Raw genomic sequence first — 23,190 nt, 5'->3', positions numbered from 1 at the left:
GTGCCATTAAAAACTTTTCACGAAGAAAATATAGGGCTTAAAATTGAATAATCGATCGTGGAATCTGAAATTATCAAATCAGCAATCTGATCGAGATCTTCGTGGGTAATACGGTTTCCGATACCGGCATTAAAAGAACGGCTGAGTAACAAAGCGGTTTCCTTTCTCTCGCCCGTTGAGATCAAATTACTGCCGGCGTAGAAATTGACTAAAGAAGTCGCGAATGTGGCAAAACGCTCCAACGTGAAAGGTAGCTTATATTGCGAAGTATACTGCATGTATTTTTCGAAATCCTGAACAATCATTTCTTTCTGTTGTACTGTCATATTTTGCAAAAATAATGTTTTCTCTAAACCGATGTAACTTGTTAGATAAGATTTGGTGTTATTTGATTATTTGTTTTAACTTCATAAGCTACTTAATTTAACATAGACTTTATAATAGTATGTTAATTTTATCAACGTAAACATATCCAAAAAAAATGAAGAAAAGTGTTTTAATTCTTTGCCTCCTGTTGTCTGTTGTATTTGGCGCGTTCGCACAACAGAAACCCAAGTACGTTTTTTTTATGATTGGCGACGGAATGGGTTTAAACCAAATTAACCTGACTGAAGTTTTTCTGGCGGCGCAAGAAGATCGCAATACGGTATTCCCGTTGATATTCTCTACATTTCCCTACGCGACATTTGCTACTTCGTATTCTTTATCCCATGGTGTGACGGACTCCGCAGCTGGAGGGACGGCGTTGGCTGTGGGTAAAAAAACTAAAAATGGTGTGATAGGAATGGACAGTGCCGCTACAACAGCCTATAAGAGTATCGCTTACGCGGCGAAAGAAGCAGGTCTTAAAGTGGGGGTTACCACTTCTGTGAGTATAGATCACGCCACCCCAGCTTCGTTTTACGCCCATCAATCTAACCGTAATCGTTATTATGAAATCGGACAAGATATTATAAAATCAAATTTTGATTTTTTTGCAGGATCAGGTTTCTTAAGCCCAAATAAGGATTCGGAAAACAAGGAAGCTCCTTCCTTGTTTCCGCAGTTTGAAAAAGCGGGGTATACGTTAGCTTATGGCTTAGCGGATTATCATAAAACGAAGCAAGCTGCCGATAAAATAATTCTGATGAATGTAAAAGAGGAGGATCCCTCCGCGTTAAAATTTGCTATTGATCAAAAACAAGACGATTTAAATTTAGCACAGATAACCGATGCGGCTATTGAATCGTTAACAAAAAATAACAATCGTGGTTTCTTTTTGATGGTTGAGGGAGGCAAGATCGATTGGTCATCACATGCCAATGATGCGACAACGACTATTCGGGAAGTATTAGATTTTAACGAAGCGGTAAAAAGGGCTTATGCATTTTATGAAAAGTATCCAGAGGAAACCCTGATTATCGTCACGGCGGACCATGAGACTGGTGGTATCGCTGTGGGTAACGGCAGCAGTCGCTTGAACACCAAACTATTGGTAAACCAACGGGTATCCCAAGGTACATTATCGCAGTTATTGTCTGCACTGCGAACTGCAAAAAGGGACGTAAGCTGGGAAGAAGTAAAAGGCATCTTAACGGAAAATATCGGACTGTTTGCGGATGTGGCGGTGAGCAAAGAAGAAGAAGAAACCCTTGTTGCTATTTACGAAAAAAGTTTTTTGCAACATAGAGAGGAAACAGCAAAAAGTTTATATGCAAACGATGATAAATTAGCAAGCGAGGCTATTAAAATATTGAATAAAAAAGGTTCGGTGAGCTGGGCATCAGGAGGGCATTCGGCCGCTTATATTCCTGTTTTTGCTATTGGAGCGGGAGCGGGGAGATTTACGCATAAAATGGAGAATACCGATATTCCCAAAAAAGTAGCAGAGGCTGCCGGTTGGGATTTATAAAGGGATGGTATTATGCATCTACAGAGAAGGGTGTCTCTCCGATTTGAAAGACACCCTCTTTGTTTCTATGAAGAATGATGATCTACATCGTCGTCATCGATATCAGCGGGAACTTCTAACAAAGACGCATGGCCTGCGTGACCATCCAGCACCATAAATTGTTGTACCCGTATATCGGTGACTTCTCTTTTTATGTTGTTAACATCGGTATAATCACGATAAACCAAAGAACCTTGTATCAATAAGCGGGTTCCCTTTTTACATTTCTTTTCTAATCGCTCTGCTAGCTTCCCCCAAAATACCAAGCTGTGCCAATAGGTAGTTTCTACCCATTCTCCATGACTGTTTCTGGAGTACTCATTGGTGGCAAAACGTACGTTGGAAACTTTGGTTCCGTTTGTTGTTGACTTTACTTCTGCATCGGCTCCTAAACGTCCGATAAGTTGTACTACATTAATTAACGTGCTCATAATATTGAAATTTTAGTTGTAAATCCACCTTAGATATTTTACATTTATAGTGTCAATGGTATTCGCTGTTGACATTTCAAAGTTGCGAAAGCTGGTTGCGACTAGCCGGTAGTTAACCAATTATACACGTTTATAACCGTTTATAAACGATTAAAAACGTTTGTAGAGTAAAGAATTATAATAGAATTATGTAAAAATATGAAGAAACGTATGTGTTTAGCTTGTGGCGAACCTATTGTAGGGCGGTCGGATAAACGTTATTGCGATGACGGCTGCCGGAATGCTTACAACAATAATCGAAATAGTGTTCCTAACCGTTTTGTGCGAAAAATCAATGATATACTAAAACGAAATCGGCGAATTCTGAGTGAAATACTAGGCAATGAAAAAATGCAGAAAGTATCACGCGAAAAACTACTGTCTAGCGGATTGGATTTCGATTTTTATACGAATCAGCTTAGCACTGCCAAAGGACAGATTTATTTTTTTGTTTATGAATATGGTTACTTACCGTTAGGCGGGGAACGGTTTCTTGTCGTTCGGCAAAAGATAACGGAAAAAATCTAAGAAAAAATAATTTTAGGGCTAAAATTGGAAGTAGATAAAATAGATGAATTATTTTGCATAGTTGGATTTTCTTTTTATCTTAGCGTTTCATAATTCAGTCCGCTAGAGCATGGCGGCAAGTTATAATTGGTTAGTGAGGCCTCTATCCGCCCGGATGGAGGTCTTCTTTTTTATGATGTTTTGAGAGAATATGTTTTATCGGATTACCATATAAAATGAAAAATCCTGAAGCGGGGAACCTCAGGATTTTACCAAACCAATTATTAACCTAAATTATGAAATTATACTCTTATAACGCCAACGAGGGTAAACTATTATCTAAAACCGACCATTTAACATTTTTTAACGTTTAAAGCGATCTTAGTATTATTCAAAATGCACCCTTATTTTAGAAAAACCCAATCCCTCTAGTAAAGGCCTAAACACATGGATTGCGTTTTCTTTTGTCTGGGTTAAAATATCTGAATTTCGTACTTCTTTATAAACTTCCTTCTCGGCACTTTTAAAAGCCTCGTCGACCAGAGTGGCTTCTCGGAAGAATGCCATTTTCGTATCATATACTTTTGAAGCCTCGTGATCGATTTTAACATAACAGATCTCAGGGGCTGGCAGTCGTATAGAGACTGAATCGTCTATTACTTCTATATCTTGTGGAGAGAGTTTTGTCAAGTCCACACATCCCACAGCGTCAGCTTTAACAATGAGCAAAACGCTTGCATCCGGTAAATAGGCACTGACGTTTTTGTGTTCCAATACATCACTGAACCGATATTTCACTAATTCCAGCTTACCCATTGCCTCAATGCGCTCGATCAGTAATTGATGCTTACTTTCCGATGTTGGTCTATTACCAAATCGCACCAGCAAAAACCAACCGATAGCAATCAGAATAACAATAATAAATACTATTTTTAAAAATTTCATCATGATTTATCTTTATCAAATTACATTCCAATACAAAATAAGGAAAATGTTTTGTTTCCAAACACCTCCATTCCGTATCTTTATTTTTTAATTTTGTGGAGAAGAGAAAGGGAATTTGATGTATATAATTTTTGATACCGAGACTACAGGTTTACCGAAGCGTTGGGATGCGCCCATTACAGATACGGATAACTGGCCGCGCTGTATACAGATAGCATGGCAACTACATGATGAAATGGGGAACCTGATAGAGCATCAGGATTATCTAATTAAACCGGATGGCTTTAACATTCCATACGATTCCGAAAAGATTCATGGTATTTCCACGGAGTTAGCCGAAAATGAAGGTGTCCCGCTAGTGGATGTATTGGACAAATTTAACACGGCATTAGCAAAGGCCAAGTTTGTCGTCGGACAGAATATAGGGTTTGATATCAATATCATGGGAAGTGAACTCTATCGTTATGAGGTCAACTCTCCTTTAGCAAATATGCCTATATTGGACACGTGTACAGAGGTTACGGCCGAATTGCTGAAACTTCCGGGCGGACGCGGTGGGCGTTATAAACTACCCAACCTTACTGAACTTCATAACTACTTATTTGGTGTTCCATTCGCCGAAGCACATAATGCTACTGCCGATGTGGAAGCAACAACACGTTGTTTTTTTGAGCTCGTTAGACGGGAGGTTTTTACACCGGAAGAACTACAGGTAGACACAGGGTATTTTGTTGAATTTAGACAACATAACCCCGATACCATTGCCTCTGTAGGGCTAAAACATATCAACCTAAAAGCCGCATCAGATGCTATTCGTGCTGCGCAAAAGACGGATGAGCCGACCACGGTTATAGACGAAGAACTGCAGAAAGCGCTGGAGGACGCGGAATTTGCCCATTTGCATAACCATTCGCAGTTTTCCGTATTGCAGTCGACCATCTCTATCCCGGCATTAGTAGAAGCCGCAGCAAAGGCGAATATGCCGGCAGTGGCCCTTACCGACCACGGTAATATGATGGGTGCCTTTCATTTTGTAAATAGAGTACTTGGGTATAATAAGGAAATCGAGGCAAAAAATGCGGAAGCTTTAGAACGCGGAGAATCACCGGTAGGCCGAGCAATTAAACCTATCGTGGGGTGTGAGTTTTATGTTTGTGAAAACAGAACAGATAAATCAAGAAAAGATAACGGTTATCAGGTTGTCTTCCTGGCAAAGAATCTAAAAGGGTATCATAATTTGGCAAAGATGGCGTCGATTGCCTATACAGAAGGATTCTATTATGTTCCTCGTATTGACAGATACGTAATTGAGCAGTATAAAGAAGATATCATGGTGCTCTCTGGTAACTTGTATGGCGAGATACCTAGCAAAGTACTGAACATTGGTGAAACGCAGGCGGAGGAAGCTTTGCTGTGGTGGAAGGAACAGTTTGAGGACAACTTCTATATCGAACTAATGCGACATGGTCAGGAAGATGAAGATCGCGTCAACCAGACGCTTATTCAACTCGCTAGAAAACATGATGTCAAGCTGATTGCGACAAATAATACCTATTATGTCAGCAAAGACAATGCACACGCCCATGACATTCTACTTTGTGTGAAAGACGGAGAAAAATTATCTACACCAAAGGGTCGAGGCCGCGGCTTTCGATTCGGATTACCGAATCAAGAATATTATTTTAAGTCGGTGGGGGAGATGAAGCAAGTTTTTGCTGATGTTCCAGATGCCATTATCAATATACAGGAGATTTTAGATAAGATTGAGGTTTATTCGTTAAACAGAGACGTCCTCTTACCCAAATTTATCATTCCGGAGAAGTTTCAGCACGCGGAGGACGACTTGGATGGCGGTAAGCGCGGTGAAAATGCATACCTACGCCATTTGACCTATGAAGGGGCAAAAGAACGTTATGAAGAGATAACGGATAGTATTCGGGAACGTTTGGATTTCGAGTTGGAAACGATCGAAAGAACAGGGTATCCGGGTTATTTCCTCATTGTGCACGATTTTATAGCTGCGGCCCGGAAAATGGGCGTTTCGGTAGGACCAGGTCGTGGTTCAGCCGCCGGTTCTGCTGTGGCTTATTGTTTGAAAATTACCAATTTAGATCCTATTGCATACGACTTGCTTTTTGAGCGCTTCTTGAATCCAGACCGTGTTTCCATGCCCGATATTGATATCGACTTTGACGATGAGGGACGAAGCCGTGTCATGCAATATGTTATCGATAAATATGGTGCTTCACAGGTCGCCCAAATCATCACATACGGTACGATGGCGGCGAAGTCGTCTATCCGGGATACGGCACGTGTGCTTGATTTACCGCTGCAAGATGCCAATGAGATTGCAAAACTTATTCCCAATCTCAAGCTGAACAAGATTTTCTCGATGGATGAGAAGGCGATGAAAGAAGTGTTGCGCTCGGAAGAACTAGAAGCTGTCAACCGTTTAAAATCGCTAGCAGATGGCGCGGGATTGGAGGCGGAAACCATTAAGCAGGCCCGTGTTTTGGAGGGTTCGATGCGAAATACGGGAATCCACGCCTGTGGCGTCATTATCACACCGGACGATATTACGAAATTTGTGCCAGTATCGCTGGCAAAAGATTCGGATCTGTACGTTACACAATTTGATAACTCGGTGGTAGAGAGTGCCGGTTTATTGAAGATGGACTTCTTGGGACTAAAGACCCTTACGTTGATTAAGGATACTGTTGCCAACGTGAAATTACGTCATGGTGTTGAACTTGATCCGGATAAATTCCCGATTGATGATTTGTTAACGTATGAGCTGTTCCAACGTGGAGAGACAGTAGGTGTGTTCCAATACGAATCTCCGGGAATGCAGAAGTACATGAAAGAGTTGAAACCCACGGTATTTGCCGACTTGATTGCGATGAATGCGTTATATCGACCGGGACCAATGGAATATATTCCGTCTTTCGTGAAGCGGAAACACGGGATAGAACCTATTACCTACGATTTGGAAGCGTGTGAAGAGTACCTACAGGAAACGTATGGTATTACCGTTTATCAAGAGCAGGTGATGTTGTTATCGCAAAAGCTGGCGGGTTTCTCTAAGGGTGATGCCGACGTTTTGCGGAAGGCGATGGGTAAGAAGCAGAAAGCCGTTTTGGATAAGATGAAGCCAAAGTTTGTTGAACAGGCGGCTGCAAATGGGCACAACGCGAAAACACTGGAAAAAATATGGACAGACTGGGAGGCCTTTGCATCTTATGCCTTCAATAAATCACACTCTACCTGTTACGCTTGGGTAGCTTATCAAACGGCTTATCTCAAAGCCCATTATCCGGCAGAATATATGGCAGCGGTGTTATCCAACAACATGAACGATATAAAAACGGTGACATTCTTTATGGAAGAATGTCGACGGATGGGGTTGCAGGTACTTGGTCCAGATGTGAACGAGTCGTATTATAAATTTACGGTGAACGACCAGGGAGCGATTCGTTTCGGAATGGGGGCGGTGAAAGGTGTAGGTGCAGGAGCGGTGGACACTATTGTCCAAACACGCGAAAAAGATGGTAAATATAAATCTGTGTTCGACCTTGCCAAACGCGTAGATCTGCGTGCGGCAAATAAGAAAGCATTTGAAAGTTTAGCCTACGCCGGTGGTTTTGATAGTTTTACCAATACCCATCGGGCGCAGTATTTTCATGTAGACGGCGATAACTCCACGGGTTTGGAAAAAGCGATTAAGTATGGGCATCGGATAAAAGAAAACGAAAATTCTGCACAAGCAAGTCTCTTTGGTGGATCCGCAGCAACCGAACTACCCGAGCCGGTATTGGCGCCTTGCCATGCTTGGGGCCTTATCGAAAAGCTTAAATATGAAAAAGATGTTATTGGTATCTATTTAACAAGCCATCCGCTCGATAACTATAAGTTTGAGATCAAGCATTTTTGCCATAATAAGGTAATCGACCTCCAATTGATCAACAAGGTCAAAGCAAGTGAAGTAGAGGAAGAAGTATTGTTGGAGTTTAACCGAATCAAAAATAAGGAAGTGGTTGTTGGTGGTATTATCGCTGTCGCTAATCACAGAGTAGCAAAATCTGGCAAACCATTTGGTTCGTTTATGATAGAGGATTATAGTGAATCCTTTGAGATTATGGTGTTTGGCGAAGATTATGTCAAATTCCGGGGATATCTACAGGAAGGTTTTTTTGTCCAGATCAGAGGACTTGTACAAGAGCGATTTAGGCAGGCAGGTAATTGGGGCTTTGAGTTAAAAAATATCCAACTACTTTCCGATTTACGGGATAAAATGGCGAAATCGTTTACGATCCAATGCCCGCTTCACCTGGTAAATGACCAATTTGTGCATCAGATGTACACCTTAGTAGAATCCACAAAAGTAGAAGGACAGGAGTGCAATTGTCAGTTAAAATTCAAAATTTTGGATATACAGGATGAACTGTCGATCGAAATGCCTGCCAAATCGTTGAAAATAAATTTGACAAACGACTTTTTGGACGGTTTGGAGAAATTTGAAGGCGTACATTATAAATTAAATTGATAGGTTATAAAAATTTGTGAAGAGCGAATGACGATTATCTATAGTCAAATTTCTATCTTTGTTTATTAGGTTATAGAAATCAGAAAAATTAAATATTATGGCATTAGAAATTACAGACAGCAATTTTGAAGAGCTTGTTCTTAAATCAGACAAACCAGTTTTAATTGATTTTTGGGCAGAATGGTGTGGTCCTTGCCGTATGGTTGGTCCTATAGTAGATGAAATCGCGACAGAATATGACGGAAAAGCAATAGTGGGAAAAGTGAATGTGGATAATAACCCTGATATTTCAGTTAAGTATGGTATTCGTAATATCCCAGCGTTGTTGTTCTTCAAAAACGGTGAAATTGTCGACAAACAGATCGGCGCAGTGCCAAAGTCTGTTTTGGTAGAGAAGTTAAGTAAACAACTTTAAAAAGACTTGAGGAAGATAAAAAGCCGGTTCTTATTGGAAGACCGGCTTTTTTTATCCTCGCATAAAATAGATTTATTGTATATTCGTTTCAATAAAACAGTGCTACACCATGAGTAACAAAACAAAACTGCCCAAAGCACAAATAGACGAGCTTCTTGATGTGTTGAAAACACGATTTGAAAAGAATAAGAATCGTCATACTGATTTGGACTGGACAAACATACAGGAAAGACTCTTGGCAAGTCCAAAAAAGCTTTGGTCGCTTCATCAAATGGAAGAAACTGGCGGTGAACCGGATGTAATTGGTTATGATAAAGAAAAAGATAAATATGTTTTTTGTGATTGTGTTGCGGAAAGTCCTAAGGGGCGAAGAAGTGTCTGCTATGATCCGGAAGCATTAGAATCCAGAAAAGAACATAAACCCAAACACAGCGCAGTTGGAATGGCTGCTGAAATGGGTATCGATCTTTTAACTGAAAAACAATATCGTTCATTACAAACACTTGGAAAGTTTGATACGAAAACGTCCAGCTGGGTATTGACACCACCCGCAATCCGGGAAAAAGGCGGAGCTATTTTCGGGGATTGGCGTTATGGCCATGTGTTTATTTACCATAATGGTGCAGAATCCTACTACGGCGCTCGCGGTTTTCGGGGCATGTTACAGGTTTGATATTATTTTAAGTATCTTTATAATTCACAAATATATTTCCTCTATAAATAGTCTTTGATGGCTGAGGAGAGCGAAATAAATTTATTTAGGTTTAAGCTATGAATTTAAGTAGAGAATTTACACAGGAAGTTAACGGCACGAGCATTAATTTCCAAGTTACATACAACCCTCAAACGCATTTTTTTGCCGTTGTGGAGAACCATGATATTCATTATACTTTAGGGTTTAATCCCGCTACAAAAGAGTGGACGACCAAGGATGGGCCACAGCCTGCTATCTCTGTTGATGAACTGGCTCAGTTGGTGCAAAAAAGCTTTGGTGTATTTGTATAGCGGGTTTAGTATTTCAATTTCACACGTAAAATCTTATCACTATTTGTAATATATAGCGTTTTTTCGTCGGCAGATAGCGCCACATTGGACGCGGCGTCATTCAACGCTATTTTGCCAAGTGCTTTGCCTGTGCTATCGAATATCCATATGCCACCCGGACCGCTCGCATAAACAGTTCCTTTGCTGTCTATCTTAAGTCCATCCGGTAATCCCTTTAATCCGTCACGTTCATTCGTCGCACTGTAAAATAATTTTGGTGTTACTACTGTATTCTTCAAATCCAGTATATACCAATCTGCAGCTTTGGGATCAGAATTACCAATCAATAGCTTTTGTTCATCCGGGAAAAACGCGATACCATTGGGTTTACTAATCTGATCGGTCAACAATATGATCTCGCCATTTTGTCTTACTTTATATACACCGTTAAAAGATATTTCCTTTTCCGGATCATCGTCACGCTGTGTAGGCAATCCATATGGCGGATCTGTAAAGAATAATTCGCCAGTTTTATTGTACGCAGCATCATTCGGACTGCTTAGACGTTTATTAGCATATTTATCGGCTAATGTCTGGAAAGTCGCTTGAGGTTGTGCCAACGGAGCATCCATTCGGGCAACCTGACGGTTACCATGTTGGCATAATACCAAGTTTCCTGCGTCGTTCAACAATAAACCGTTGCTACCGGGCTCTTTACGTCGGTTGGGATTGTCACCCGTATCCCCACTTGGTTTTAGATAAACTTCACTTCCTCTTTCTGCTGTCCATTTGTAAATTGTATTCGTGGGTACATCCGAAAACAATAACATTTGCTCACTTTCCACCCATAATGGTCCTTCACTCCATTCGAAGCCTTCGGCAATAATTTCTGCTGTTGCGGAGCTGTCGATAATGGCATCTAAAGCTAGATCATAGCGTATTACGCTGCCGATTGTTTCGTATCTCATCTGTTCAGATTGTTGCGGGGTATTACAGGCGAATATTGTTGTCAAAATATAAGGAATAATGGTAGACTTCATCATACGTACATCTTTTACTAATTGTTTTTCCATTTTCACGACTGTCTAAATTACATTTTTTCTTTCGATAACTGTCATCCTGTCCTAAAAAAGATAAATGGAATACTCCTTGATAAAACTGTTCTTGATTTTTTATAGACAAAAACTAAAACATATATGCAAGAAAAAGGTAGTATTTCAATTCATACCGAGAATATTTTTCCGGTGATCAAAAAGTTTCTTTATTCCGATAATGAAATCTTTTTACGCGAGTTGGTCTCTAATGCTGTCGATGCTTCTCAAAAAATAAAGAGATTATCCTCTTTGGGACAGTTTCAAGGCACACTCGGTGATCTGACTGTCGACGTGAGGTTTGACGAAAATGCCAAAACGATAACCATTTCCGACCGTGGTATCGGCATGACGGCAGAGGAAATCAAAAAATACATCAACCAGATAGCATTTTCGGGTGCTACAGAGTTTATGGAGAAATTTAAGGAAGCAAACGATGCCAACGAGATTATCGGACGTTTCGGCCTCGGCTTCTATTCTGCTTTTATGGTAGCCGATAAAGTGGAAATTCAATCGCTATCGTATCAAGACGGGGCCGTTCCGGCACACTGGACTTGTGACGGAAGTACTTCTTACGAAATAGGTGAGGGTACGCGTACCGAACGTGGTACCGATGTGATTCTTCATATCAATGAAGAATCGCAAGAGTTTTTGAACGAAGGCCGTTTGAGTGAGATTTTGAATAAATATGCGCGCTTCTTACCTGTTCCTGTACGGTTTGGAACAAAAACAGAATCGGAACCAGATGGGGAAGACGAAGAAGGTAAGCCAAAATATAAATCGGTAGAAGTTGATAATATTATCAATAATACAACACCGGCATGGACGAAAGCACCATCTGAGCTAAAAGATGAAGATTATTTAGCGTTCTATCGCGAGCTGTATCCTTATTCGATGGACGAACCTTTGTTCTGGATTCATCTTAATGTTGATTATCCATTTAACTTAACGGGTATTCTGTATTTCCCGAAAGTAAAGAACGAAATGGATATCCAACGGAATAAAATTCAGTTGTATTCCCGTCAGGTATTCATTACAGATGAAGTAAAAGACATTGTGCCCGAATTTTTGATGTTGCTGCAAGGTGTTATCGACTCGCCGGATATCCCATTGAATGTATCGCGTTCGTTTCTACAGGCCGATAGCAACGTGAAGAAGATTAACAATTATATCACGAAGAAAGTTGCCGATAAGCTGAATGAAATATTCAAGGCTGACCGTAAAAACTTTGAGCAAAAATGGAACGATATAGCGCTCTTTATCAAATATGGTATGCTGAGCGATGAAAAGTTTGCGGAAAAGGCTAATGATTTCTGTCTGTTGTCTACTATGGACAAAGAGAGCTTTACACTGAAAGAATACTACGAAAAAGTAAAAGATATTCAAGTTGACAAAGACGGCAATATTGTATACTTGTATACCAATGACCCATCACAACAGGATGGCTTCATTGCGTCGGTGAAAGAAAAAGGGTACGACGTATTAGTGCTAGATGGCCAATTGGACAATCATTTCGTGGGCTATTTGGAACAAAAAGGAGGCGAAAAAATCCAGGCAAAACGAGTGGATGCGGATGTTGTGGACAAATTGATCCAGAAAGACGAAACACAGACGTTATCCTTATCGGAAGAAGAATCCAAGAAAGCATCCGAAATCTTTGAGAAAGCGATTTCTAGAGCCGATATGAAAGTGGAAGTCGACGCACTGAATACGGATGGTCTCCCTGTTTCGGTTACGGAAGATGAGTTTATGCGCCGGATGAAAGATATGGCGAAAACAGGCGGAGGCATGGGCTTCTACGGCACATTACCGGATAACTATAAAGTGACTGTCAATGGCAACCACCCGTTGATAAAACGAATTCTGGAGAGCTCTGAAGAAGAGGGAACGCAACTTGCTAAACAGGCTTTTGATTTAGCCTTATTATCTCGTGGCCTGTTAAAAGGTGCGGATTTAACTTCCTTCATCAAACGCAGCGTGGGGATGATTTAATAAGGATGTATGGAATACACCTAAATGTAAATGGGTTGGCCATCGGTCAACCCATTATTATTTCAGCTTTTCCTTTCTATATGCCGTTGGCGTAATCCCAAATTGTTTCTTGAAAGCTGCGGCGAAATAGGCCGCTGAGGAAAAGCCTACTTTTTCAGCCACCTCGTTGATGTGTAATCCCTCCAATAAAAGGTGTTTAGATTTGGTTAAACGACGTTGGAGAAGGTATTCGTTTACACTACTGTTCAATAGGCTTTTGGTTTTGCGGTACAACTGTACGCGCGAGATATTCAATGCATGCGCGATATCTTCTACACTAAGTGATTTTTCGCCAATACGTTCTTCGATAACCATGTCTAAACTTTGCATAAACCGTTTATCTTGTGTGGTATGTTGTTTAGCATCCGTTACCGTTTCACCCGGTTCCAACATACTCGTGTAATGATCTTTCAGTTGTCGACGGGAAGTAAGGAGGTTGGTTATCACGGCTTTTAGATGGTCGACACTAAAAGGTTTGGTAAGGTATGCATCTGCCATCAGGCGCATTCCCTCAATTTTATCTTCTTCCGTATCCAACGCGCTCAGCAATAGTACCGGGGTTTTATTAAACTGTGGGCTGTTTTTGATCATTTTTAAGAGATCTAAACCACTTCCATCGGGCAACATGATGTCACTCACAATGAGATCCGGATAACTTTGTTCCATTTTTGCAATAGCATCCACATAGTTTTTGGCAAACAGCAGGTTATATTCCTTTTCAAGAATATCTTTCAAGAACAGACGGATATCCGGATGATCGTCAACAACCAGAATATTAGCCGCCTTACTGGAATAAAAAGAAACAGTTTCCTCAGTAAACTCCCCTAGGTTTAAGATGTCCTCTTCACGTTCTGTTTGTCGTGTGGAAATATTGTCCAACAATCCTTTCTTTTCGTCTTCTAACAAGTGTAAGTGTCCCGTTGGCAGCCGCAACGTAAACGACGAGCCGACTCCTTTTTTGCTACTGACAGTTACCTGCCCGTGATGCAGTTCCACAATCTCTTTTACATAGGCCAAACCAATACCCGAACCAGAAAGATGTTGTTCTCCTTGATAAAAATTGTCAAAGATATAATCCATGTCCGTAACGGATATCCCGCTTCCATTATCGATGACCCGAATGTATAAATGATCCCCAAAGGTATTTTCTTCTACAACAACACTTATTTTTCCCCCTGTCTTCGTAAATTTAAAGGCATTTGATAACAAGTTGGAAAGTGCCTGTTCCATTAGATACTCATCAATCCAGATTTCTTTAAGTGGTGTTTTGCTGATATAGCTTAACGATATACGTTTCTTTTGCGATAAGGGTTTAAAACTCGCCAATACCTGCTGGACGAACGCGTCAATCTGTACAGGAGCAGCCTGCAATTTTCTTTTGGCCTTATCAATACGATGAATGTCAATTAGATCGGTGACGAGGTTTTGGAGTTTCTTTGCATTCCGTTTTATACGTGCCAGTTGGTCTACACCTTCAGAAGACAAATTTTTCTCTTTCTCTAATTCCTCCATAGGAGCAAGAATGAGCGTAAGTGGTGTTTTAAATTCGTGGGATACATTCGTGAAAAACTTACTTTGCGCTTCGGAAGCAGTTCGTATCTGTTCATTCATCTCCACAATTTGTTGTTGTTGGGAAAGTATCTCCTCGTTTTGTTTTTCAAGATGCTTGTTTTTCTCCCAGTTACTTTTGATAACGATAATTGAAATTCCTCCGAATACCACTGCTAGTACTAGGCTTGTTATCAGGACATTCAATGTCGTTTGTTGGTTTCGGTATATTTTATTTTGTTCAACGATAAGCTCTTGCCGTTTGTCTATATCTTTTTGCTGTTCCTGTATCTTATTGGATTGCAGCATCATGAGTCCTGCGTTATCTTGGTTGATGACAATTGTTCCTAGGATATTATCCCGTTTATAAGGTTTACGTTGCAAAATAGCCATTGCGGTGCGAATAGCCTCCGTGCCACCGGTAGGGTAAAGCATGGAAGCGAATAACGTTCCCTTTACAATTTCCGATAATCCATTGCCTTCGCCGGGAAGAGCATCAATACCAATAACCCTTTTATGGTTTTCACCCGCTTCCCGGAGTGCTTGGATGACGCCAAAAGCCATCTGGTCATTAAAAGCTAGAATAATATCTTGCTCAAGAAGCTGTTTAATATGCTGTTTAGCTTGTGCATAGGCAGTATTCCTTTCCCAGTCACTTTGTATTTCAACCCCTAGACGAACCGTGCCTGCACTATCTAATGCATCGAGTAATCCTTTCTTCCGTTCGATGGATGCCGATGTACCTTTCAGTCCGGTGACGATACCTATTTGTCCCTGTCCGCTGAGCGTGTGCAGAATAAACTGTCCGGCTAGTTTTCCAATCGCGAGGTTATCCGCGCCAACATAAGCATTATATAAACCGGACGATGTTTTGCGGTCGGTCACAATCACTGGAATATTTTTTTGAAAAGCGGAATCGACAATAGGCGTCAATGGTTCGGCTTCATTGGGCGAAACGATGAGCAGATCGATGTTCTGCTCAAGCAGCTCTCTGATTTGCTGTATCTGCTTTTGGTTATCTCCTCCGGCATCGCGATAGATAAATTCGATGTCCGTATAGAAAGAGAGCTCCCTTTTCATCTCATCCAACATGGTTTCCCGCCAGGCATCATCACCGATACACTGTGAAAAAGCGATGGTAAACTGCGTATTATATCCACTCGGCTGACAAGCATGACAGCACAGAAGTATCACGAAAGCAAAAAAAATGTAAAACCTTGACATCCCCGTGTTTTTGAATTTTCTCGACAAGATACACCTTTTTGTTTTTTCCTAACAGAACAACAAATCTTAGTGTGTAAAATACACTTTTTGTTGATCGTTTCGATAGGTAACATAATCTAAAGAAATGGTACAAAATTGATATTCTTAAATATTTAAATATAATTTAACAAATTGATACATAATTATTTAATCAATTATTGTCGTTGATACAAATTTGATATAATTAAGTTGGCGATTATTTAAGCGGAGATGACGTTCATGTTAATTTTGGATTAATCAGTTGTAAATAAAGTAACATGAACAAAAACACAGTTTTGGCCTGGTCATTCGTTGTGGCATTAGGTGGATTTTTATTCGGCTTTGATACGGCCGTTATATCAGGTGCGGAAAAAGCCGTCCAGATATTCTGGTCGCTCAGCGAATTTCAACACGGTTTAACAATGGCCATAGCTTTAATAGGAACGGTTATAGGCGCTGCGATGGGAGCCTATCCATCGGATAAATTAGGACGTAAAACAACCTTATTTCTGGTAGCGGCACTCTACTTCTTTTCAGCTATTGGCACCGCACTCGCACAAGATTGGAATATCTTTATCATTTTCCGCTTCTTAGGCGGTATTGGGGTAGGCGTATCATCCGTAACCGCACCTATATATATATCCGAGATTTCACCGGCTAAATCGCGAGGGAAATTGGTTGGGTTATTTCAGTTTAATGTGGTATTAGGGATATTGGTCGCATATCTGTCCAATTATTTTATCGGCCAAGGCGGAGAAGAGTCGTGGCGTTGGATGCTTGGTGTACAAGCCTTTCCATCCCTTATTTTCTTTATCTTGATTTTCTTCGTACCAGAGAGCCCGCGTTGGTTATTGTTGCACCGCGGAAAAAAACAGGAAGCAACGGCTATTATGAAGAAAGTCAGTGGTAAGCAAGCGGAGCAGGATATTGAATTGATATTGAAGAATCAAGAAAAAACGCAGACAAAAGGAGAGGGACGTTTGTTCTCGAAAGCCAACAAGCTTCCCATTATGCTGGCCGTTTTATTCGCCATATTTAATCAGGTATCGGGCATTAATGCCATTATTTATTATGCACCTCGCGTTTTTGAAATGGCAGGACTGGGTGCACAAAGTTCGTTGTTGTCTACCGTTGGAATTGGATTGGTCAATTTTATTTTTACTCTGCTGGCAATCAATTTTATCGATAAGGTCGGGCGACGTAAGTTAATGTTTATCGGGTCTATAGGAATGATTATCGCGTTGTCGCTAGTATCGTATGCTTTTTTCTCCGGTGTTATAGAAGGCATGGCGGTAACCATTTATCTCATGCTGTTTATTGCCTTTTTTGCCTTATCACAAGGCGCGGTCATATGGGTATTTATATCGGAGATTTTCCCCAATGATGTACGAGCCAAAGGACAGACACTGGGAAGTTTAACCCATTGGGTCATGGCTGCAATTATTACATTTTGCTTTCCTGCACTTACTGAATTATTAGGCGGAGGTTATACATTCTTGATTTTCGCGGGATGTATGGTACTACAGCTGCTGTATGTTTGGAAATTGATGCCGGAAACCAAAGGGAAGTCGCTCGAGGATATGGGGGATACGATGCCATTACATTAATTGAAAAGGAACATGAAGAACGAAATACTAAATATCAAAGGTGTTTGTTTCGGTGAAGTGCTTTGGGATAACTTACCTACCGGACGAAAATTAGGTGGTGCACCACTTAATGTAGCGTATCACCTCAATAAGCTAGGTATTCATACCGACATGCTTACACGTGTTGGCGATGATGTAGACGGAGAGGATATTATGGCGCTATGTGCCAAATTGGCTATTCCGCTAACGCTTTTCCAAAAAGATAATAAGTTCCCGACATCAACGGTCGAAGTGCATATCGATGAAAACAAAGATGTACGTTATGAAATCGTATTTCCTGTTGCCTGGGATAACATTGCGTTAGGAGAAAAGGAAATAGAAGCCGTGTCTAAAGCTGATTTTTTCGTATTCGGTAGCCTATCAACACGTCATCATACCAGTTACCAAACGCTTCAGACCTTAATACAAGAAGCGAATTACAAAGTATTGGATGTAAACTTACGGGCACCGCATTATACGAAAGATCGCATCTTTGAACTACTCTATTATGCTGATCTGGTAAAGATGAACGAGGAAGAGTTGAGCTTTGTAGCAACTTGGTTGGGCGTACCAGATACCTATACCGACGCCCAAAAGACCGAAGCCGTCATGACCACATTTGGTGTCAATGAGCTTATTGTAACCTATGGAGCGAAAGGGGCCATTTATCATTCTTGGTTAGGAAAATTCTCTTATCATTTTCCAGCGTTAAAAGTCGAAGTAAGAGATACTATTGGTAGCGGCGATTCTTTTCTGGCGGCTTTTCTCTCGCAGCGTTGTCGTCAGGATAAACAGGCGACACCAGAAGAAATGTTGGAATTCGCCGCAACGCTAAGTGCCTTTGTTACACAAAGTACAGGTGCATGTCCGAGTTACGACGCGCCTACTATCAATAGGTTTGTGTGGCTGAATTCGTTAGACAATATGAACTATTAAATTAAACACCTTAATAACAATAAACTTAAATAATTTATTCAATTAACAAGCAACCGATTATATGTTTACAAACAAGAAAACAATGCTGCTTTTGTACATGGTTCTTTTTTCTGTTGCCAGCTTTGCACAGCAGGTAACACTTCAAGGAAGAGTGACAGACAGCAGTACAGAAGTGCCCATAGTGGGTGCATCTTTAGTGGTTAGAGGAACGGAACAGGCCACACAAACGAATGAAAATGGGGAGTTTACGTTGCAGCTAACCGGCACTAAAGTATCCGTAGAGGTGTCCTATGTGGGATATGAAACGCAAACCGTTGCTACAGGAACTGCAAGATTTATGGAGATTCGCTTGGTCAGTGTAGAACAAGGGCTGGAAGAAGTCGTAGTGACGGGTTACCAAACCGAGCGCAAAAAAGATTTGACTGGAGCAGTTTCCGTCGTGAACGTAGCGGAAATGATGAAAGCGCCCGAAAATAATCCTATCAAAGCACTACAAGGGCGTGTTGCCGGGATGACTGTAACTGCAGATGGTAATCCCAGTGGCGCAGCGACGGTACGTATGCGCGGGATTAGTTCCTTAAATAGCAGCCAAGACCCCTTGTACGTTATTGACGGTGTACCTACCCAGGGCGGAATGCATGAGTTGAATTCGAATGATATTGAGAGTATACAAGTATTAAAAGATGCGTCTTCCGCAAGCATCTACGGTTCACGAGCAGCAAACGGCGTTATTGTTATCACGACCAAGAGAGGCAAATCGGGCGATCCAAAGATCACTTTTGATGCCTACGCGACGAGCACCTTTTTCAACAACCGTATGGAAGTGCTCAATGCGCAGGAATATGGACAAGCTATGTGGCAGGCGATGATGAACAGTGGAGCGAACCCGAATAGTAATAATATTGGTTATCAATTTGATTGGAGTAACGACGCCGACGGTCAGCCGCAGTTGGATCATATTTATGTATCTCAATTTCTGGACAATAGACAGACCATGCGTGCTTCGGATACCGATTGGTTCGACGAGGTGTCTAAACCGGGGTTGATTCAATCCTATAATGGTTCATTTAGCTCTGCAACCGATAAAAGTAGTTCATTTTTCTCATTGGGGTATTTTCATAACAACGGAACGTTGAAGCATACGAATTTTAAACGTATATCAGCTCGCCTAAATACCGACTACAAATTTTTTGATGGAAAGCTGGTCGTAGGGGAAAACTTCACGGTGAATAATACGGGAGAAGTGCAAGTACCGGGAGATGTACTCGATCTTTCATTAAAAGCTCTACCGGTTATTCCGGTGCATACAGTGGATGGTATAGGTTGGGGAGGCCCTTCGCAAGGGATGAATGACCGGCATAATCCTTTACGATTGCTTTACGACAATCGGAATAATGCCTACAATTATTGGCGGCTTTTCGGAAATGCTTATGCAAATTTAGAGATTATCAAGGATTTGCATTTGAGAACCAGTTACGGTGTTGACTATGGTAATTTTTATAAGCGTCACATGGAAGTTTCCTATCTATCCGGCTTTCTGAATAACAACAGAACGGGTGTTAATATGGAACAGAGCCATGGTATGAAATGGACTTGGTCAAATACCGCCAATTACAGAAAAACGATTGATAGACATGTTTTCGACATATTGGGTGGTATGGAGATGAATAGAGAACGGGACATTTCTTTTAATGCTTATACAGCGGGAGAAGGCGCGTTCGTTATTGAAACGCCCGAATATATGTGGCCAGGTGTCAGTACTGGAACAGCTGCAGTCGGTGGCGGTTCGACAGGCTTCTCGTTGCTTTCTTATTTCGGGAAAATAAACTATGTGTTTGATGATCGTTATCTGGCTTCTTTTACCGTTAGACATGATGGTTCTTCACGCTTCGGAAGAAACAACCGTTTTGCAACCTTCCCTGCGGTAACAGCAGGTTGGCGTATTTCAGAAGAACGTTTTATGGAAAGCACCAAAAACTTTATTTCTGACTTAAAACTACGGGTAGGCTGGGGGCAGACCGGAAATCAAGGTATTGATAACTTAGCGACCTACGCACTCTTTGTACCGGAATATGGTGTCGCCGACCCGACTTGGGATATCGTAAATGGAACAGCTTATGACTTGGGGGGAAACGGTTCGGGTATTTTACCGTCGGGTTATCGCAAAATCCAAACCCAAAATGACGATTTGAAATGGGAGACAACCACGCAAACCAATATCGGTCTCGACTTCTCACTTTTCGGACAAAATTTATTCGGCTCTATTGATTGGTATGTAAAAGCCACCAAGGATATGTTGATTAATCCGGCTTATATTGGTGTCGTGGGTGAAGGAGGATATCGCTGGGCAAACGGTGCTTCCATGGAAAACAAGGGAATTGATGTGACGACTGGTTATCGTAATAAGACGGCTTTTGGCCTAGACTATGAATTAACGGGGGTTATTTCTGCTTATAAAAATAAGATAACGCATTTGCCCGAAGCGGTGGAAAACTCATATGGTGGCCGTCAAGGAGATAACATTATTGGCCGTCCATTGGGCTCATTCTACGGGTTCGTGACAGATGGTATTTTTCAAAACCAAGATGAAGTAAATGCACATGTTAACCAGACCGGTAAAGGTATCGGACGTTTACGTTATGTGAATGTGTATGACACGGACGACGAAATTACCGACCTTGACCGCACCTGGATAGGCAATCCACATCCTGATTTTTCGTACAGCTTGAATGCAACGCTTAAATATAAAGGGTTTGATCTCTCTGCTTATTTTCAAGGTGTACAAGGTATTGATGTAGAAAACTGGTTAAAAAAGCAGACCGACTTCTGGAGTGTTGACGATGTAAATTCTAATAAGGGAAGGCGCTTGTTAAATGCCTGGACACTGCAAAACAGCAGTTCCGATATTCCGGCCTTACAAACAACCAATAACAACGACGAAGGTCGTCTTTCTACATACTATATAGAAAATGGTTCGTATTTAAAATTACGCAATTTGTCTTTTGGGTATACGCTTCCTACTGACATGGTTTCGCGATTGCGCATGAGTCGTCTACGCTTCTATGTGACTGGACAAAATCTGTTCACGGTAAAATCAAAAGCATTTACAGGCGTAGATCCTGAAAATGTGGGATGGGGTTACCCTATTCCAACCACCTGGACGGCTGGACTGAATGTTATATTTTAATCATTTAAAAGACAAACGTTAATCATTATTACACCATGAAAAGAGTATTTAATAAAATAGTTACGATGATGTTGGCCACCGGTTTGTTAACGGGTTGTGCTGATTTCCTGAACGAAACACCCAATGGGGTGCTTAGTTCAGATCAGGTAAATGACGTGGATAGGCTGCTTACGGCGACCTACTCGGCTTTGGGAAACGATCACTACGATGCGCCTTTTAGCTTATGGCCCTATGGTACTGTCCGCTCAGACGACGCCTATAAAGGTGGCTCTGGTCCGCAGGATATACAGGTTTTTCATTTCTTGGAAGTATCCAACAATATCATGACCAATTTTGGTGAGGTGGATCGTCTATGGTTTCAATGTTATTTATCTATCTCGCGTGCGAATACGACGATCCGTACGATACACGAAGCCGGTGACTTTGAGGGTAAAGAGGTGAAACTAGCAGAAGCCCGTTTTTTGCGGGGGCATTTTTATTTTATGCTTAAAATCCTGTTCAAATATGTACCCTATATAGACGAAAATACACCGATCGATAGCTATGAAACAGTGTCCAATCGGGAACTGTCGAACGATGAACTTTGGCAGAAAATCGTTGATGATTTCCAATATGCTGTAGATAACTTACCTCCGTCACAAACAGAGATCGGGCGGGCTAATCAGACGGCTGCAGCTGCATACCTAGCAAAAGCTTATTTATATAAAGCATATAGGCAAGGTGATCCGGAACGAAATATGGTCACAGGAATTGATGCGGCAGACTTGGAAAAAGTGTTGCAAAACACACAGATCGTGTTATCTTCGGACTACAGCCTGGAAGCTGATTTCGCCTTCAACTTTTTGCCCGGTAGTTATGAAAATGGTAAAGAAGCTATATTTTCCGTACAATATTCGAAGGACGATGGAACGAAATTCGGACGGGTAAACCTGTCGGATGTACTTTCGGTACCGATGGGGTTAGGTTGTTGTGATTTTAAAAAACCAAGCCAGAGTTTGGTCAATGCTTTCCGTACAACGGGCAATGGGTTACCAATAGAAAATTACAATACATTGGATAACTACAGTAACACCGAAAAATACGATCCAAGACTTTTCCATACGGTAGCCATACCGGGTTTACCTTATAAATACAATACAAACCGTTTGTATGAAGAAAGCTGGAACCGTAACCCGGCAGATTATTCGGTATACGCTTCGTTAAAAGAAAATGTAGATCCTGATTGCGATTGTTTTGTACCGATGGTTCCCTTTTATGCCAATACCAAAAATCGGATTCTGATTCGTTTCGCCGATGTACTACTGATGCGGGCTGAGGCACTTATTGAACTACATCGTCCTCAAGAAGCTTTGCCTTTAATCAACGAGATACGCACACGTGCAAAAAGTAGCATGCAGTTTACAGGTTACACCAGTGACAAGACACTTATTGAAACTTATAGAGACGGTGTGAATATTAACTGGAGTGAATCAGTTGCCCGGGAAGCGCTCCGATGGGAGAGACGGCTGGAATTGGCTATGGAAAACGAACGTTTTTTTGATTTGGTGCGTTGGGGCGTAGCAGAGCAGACTATGAACGCTTATTATCATGCGGAACGGTCGCGTCGATCGTATTATGCTTCTGCACAGTTTGCAGCGAATAAGCACGAGTACCTGCCTATTCCAGAAGCACAGATTAGGTTAAGTAAGTATCTGTACCAACAGAATCCTGGATATTAAAAAGAGGGTTTGAAAAAT

The 23,190-nt window shown here is 41.3% G+C and carries 16 protein-coding genes; 11 read left to right on the top strand and 5 right to left on the bottom strand.

Annotated features, from left to right (window positions below):
- Positions 1-17: 17 nt before the first annotated feature.
- Positions 18-326, bottom strand: a complete 309-nt coding sequence (locus EWE74_RS04245; RefSeq protein WP_130140263.1) for a hypothetical protein — start codon at positions 324-326, stop codon at positions 18-20.
- Positions 327-481: 155 nt separating this feature from the next.
- On the opposite strand from EWE74_RS04245, the gene EWE74_RS04240 reads away from it, so the two are divergent.
- Positions 482-1,891 (top strand): alkaline phosphatase, encoded by a 1,410-nt coding sequence (locus tag EWE74_RS04240; protein WP_130140262.1) that lies wholly within the window; start codon positions 482-484, stop codon positions 1,889-1,891.
- 65 nt (positions 1,892-1,956) lie between these two features.
- Here EWE74_RS04240 and EWE74_RS04235 read toward each other — a convergent pair whose 3' ends face one another.
- Positions 1,957-2,361 (bottom strand): single-stranded DNA-binding protein, encoded by a 405-nt coding sequence (locus tag EWE74_RS04235; RefSeq protein ID WP_130140261.1) that lies wholly within the window; start codon positions 2,359-2,361, stop codon positions 1,957-1,959.
- 198 nt (positions 2,362-2,559) lie between these two features.
- On the opposite strand from EWE74_RS04235, the gene EWE74_RS04230 reads away from it, so the two are divergent.
- Entirely contained in the window at positions 2,560-2,928 is a 369-nt protein-coding gene (locus EWE74_RS04230) for a DUF2116 family Zn-ribbon domain-containing protein (RefSeq protein WP_130140260.1), read from the top strand.
- Between the two features lie 366 nt (positions 2,929-3,294).
- Here EWE74_RS04230 and EWE74_RS04225 read toward each other — a convergent pair whose 3' ends face one another.
- On the bottom strand, positions 3,295-3,855 hold the full coding sequence (locus EWE74_RS04225; protein WP_130140259.1) for a DUF4230 domain-containing protein: 561 nt from the start codon (positions 3,853-3,855) through the stop codon (positions 3,295-3,297).
- A gap of 115 nt (positions 3,856-3,970) precedes the next feature.
- Here EWE74_RS04225 and dnaE point away from each other — a divergent pair, with 115 nt between their 5' ends.
- From dnaE to EWE74_RS04205, 4 genes are all read left to right on the top strand, one after another.
- Entirely contained in the window at positions 3,971-8,395 is a 4,425-nt protein-coding gene (gene dnaE, locus EWE74_RS04220; protein ID WP_130140258.1) for a DNA polymerase III subunit alpha, read from the top strand.
- Positions 8,396-8,492: 97 nt separating this feature from the next.
- The gene (trxA, locus tag EWE74_RS04215) at positions 8,493-8,810 is read left to right on the top strand and encodes a thioredoxin (protein WP_130140257.1); all 318 of its coding nucleotides are present in this window, start codon (positions 8,493-8,495) and stop codon (positions 8,808-8,810) included.
- Between the two features lie 109 nt (positions 8,811-8,919).
- Complete coding sequence (locus EWE74_RS04210) at positions 8,920-9,483, top strand: DUF4256 domain-containing protein (RefSeq protein ID WP_130140256.1); 564 nt, start codon at positions 8,920-8,922, stop codon at positions 9,481-9,483.
- A 98-nt stretch (positions 9,484-9,581) separates the two neighbouring features.
- Positions 9,582-9,815 (top strand): hypothetical protein, encoded by a 234-nt coding sequence (locus EWE74_RS04205; RefSeq protein WP_130140255.1) that lies wholly within the window; start codon positions 9,582-9,584, stop codon positions 9,813-9,815.
- A 5-nt stretch (positions 9,816-9,820) separates the two neighbouring features.
- On the opposite strand, the gene EWE74_RS04200 is transcribed toward EWE74_RS04205, so the two are convergent.
- Complete coding sequence (locus EWE74_RS04200; RefSeq protein WP_130140254.1) at positions 9,821-10,867, bottom strand: SMP-30/gluconolactonase/LRE family protein; 1,047 nt, start codon at positions 10,865-10,867, stop codon at positions 9,821-9,823.
- Between the two features lie 123 nt (positions 10,868-10,990).
- On the opposite strand from EWE74_RS04200, the gene htpG reads away from it, so the two are divergent.
- A complete protein-coding gene (htpG, locus tag EWE74_RS04195) occupies positions 10,991-12,877 on the top strand; it encodes a molecular chaperone HtpG (RefSeq protein WP_130140253.1) in 1,887 nt (628 codons plus the stop codon).
- Positions 12,878-12,934: 57 nt separating this feature from the next.
- Here htpG and EWE74_RS04190 read toward each other — a convergent pair whose 3' ends face one another.
- Complete coding sequence (locus EWE74_RS04190; RefSeq protein ID WP_130140252.1) at positions 12,935-15,688, bottom strand: substrate-binding domain-containing protein; 2,754 nt, start codon at positions 15,686-15,688, stop codon at positions 12,935-12,937.
- Between the two features lie 296 nt (positions 15,689-15,984).
- On the opposite strand from EWE74_RS04190, the gene EWE74_RS04185 reads away from it, so the two are divergent.
- From EWE74_RS04185 to EWE74_RS04170, 4 genes are all read left to right on the top strand, one after another.
- Entirely contained in the window at positions 15,985-17,313 is a 1,329-nt protein-coding gene (locus EWE74_RS04185) for a sugar porter family MFS transporter (RefSeq protein WP_130140251.1), read from the top strand.
- A gap of 12 nt (positions 17,314-17,325) precedes the next feature.
- Positions 17,326-18,267: a carbohydrate kinase family protein gene (locus tag EWE74_RS04180; RefSeq protein WP_130140250.1), complete on the top strand. Its 942-nt coding sequence runs from the start codon at positions 17,326-17,328 to the stop codon at positions 18,265-18,267.
- An 82-nt stretch (positions 18,268-18,349) separates the two neighbouring features.
- Positions 18,350-21,454, top strand: coding sequence for a SusC/RagA family TonB-linked outer membrane protein (locus EWE74_RS04175; RefSeq protein ID WP_206365131.1), 3,105 nt, complete (start codon positions 18,350-18,352; stop codon positions 21,452-21,454).
- A 35-nt stretch (positions 21,455-21,489) separates the two neighbouring features.
- Entirely contained in the window at positions 21,490-23,172 is a 1,683-nt protein-coding gene (locus EWE74_RS04170; protein WP_130140248.1) for a RagB/SusD family nutrient uptake outer membrane protein, read from the top strand.
- Positions 23,173-23,190: the final 18 nt, after the last annotated feature.

Source organism: Sphingobacterium corticibacterium, assembly GCF_004208525.1.
Lineage (GTDB): Bacteria > Bacteroidota > Bacteroidia > Sphingobacteriales > Sphingobacteriaceae > Sphingobacterium > Sphingobacterium corticibacterium.
The sequence above is the reverse complement of the archived record's forward strand: the minus strand, read 5'-3'. Positions and strand labels throughout refer to the sequence as shown.

Excerpts from the sequence above, each read along its gene's own strand:
- htpG (WP_130140253.1), top strand. The coding sequence starts at position 10,991 with ATGCAAGAAAAAGGTAGTATTTCAATTCATACCGAGAATATTTTTCCG.
- EWE74_RS04225 (WP_130140259.1), bottom strand. The coding sequence starts at position 3,855 with ATGATGAAATTTTTAAAAATAGTATTTATTATTGTTATTCTGATTGCT.
- dnaE (WP_130140258.1), top strand. The coding sequence starts at position 3,971 with ATGTATATAATTTTTGATACCGAGACTACAGGTTTACCGAAGCGTTGG.
- EWE74_RS04175 (WP_206365131.1), top strand. The coding sequence starts at position 18,350 with ATGCTGCTTTTGTACATGGTTCTTTTTTCTGTTGCCAGCTTTGCACAG.
- EWE74_RS04170 (WP_130140248.1), top strand. The coding sequence starts at position 21,490 with ATGAAAAGAGTATTTAATAAAATAGTTACGATGATGTTGGCCACCGGT.
- EWE74_RS04180 (WP_130140250.1), top strand. The coding sequence starts at position 17,326 with ATGAAGAACGAAATACTAAATATCAAAGGTGTTTGTTTCGGTGAAGTG.
- trxA (WP_130140257.1), top strand. The coding sequence starts at position 8,493 with ATGGCATTAGAAATTACAGACAGCAATTTTGAAGAGCTTGTTCTTAAA.
- EWE74_RS04190 (WP_130140252.1), bottom strand. The coding sequence starts at position 15,688 with ATGTCAAGGTTTTACATTTTTTTTGCTTTCGTGATACTTCTGTGCTGT.
- EWE74_RS04235 (WP_130140261.1), bottom strand. The coding sequence starts at position 2,361 with ATGAGCACGTTAATTAATGTAGTACAACTTATCGGACGTTTAGGAGCC.
- EWE74_RS04210 (WP_130140256.1), top strand. The coding sequence starts at position 8,920 with ATGAGTAACAAAACAAAACTGCCCAAAGCACAAATAGACGAGCTTCTT.
- EWE74_RS04200 (WP_130140254.1), bottom strand. The coding sequence starts at position 10,867 with ATGGAAAAACAATTAGTAAAAGATGTACGTATGATGAAGTCTACCATT.
- EWE74_RS04230 (WP_130140260.1), top strand. The coding sequence starts at position 2,560 with ATGAAGAAACGTATGTGTTTAGCTTGTGGCGAACCTATTGTAGGGCGG.
- EWE74_RS04205 (WP_130140255.1), top strand. The coding sequence starts at position 9,582 with ATGAATTTAAGTAGAGAATTTACACAGGAAGTTAACGGCACGAGCATT.
- EWE74_RS04245 (WP_130140263.1), bottom strand. The coding sequence starts at position 326 with ATGACAGTACAACAGAAAGAAATGATTGTTCAGGATTTCGAAAAATAC.
- EWE74_RS04185 (WP_130140251.1), top strand. The coding sequence starts at position 15,985 with ATGAACAAAAACACAGTTTTGGCCTGGTCATTCGTTGTGGCATTAGGT.
- EWE74_RS04240 (WP_130140262.1), top strand. The coding sequence starts at position 482 with ATGAAGAAAAGTGTTTTAATTCTTTGCCTCCTGTTGTCTGTTGTATTT.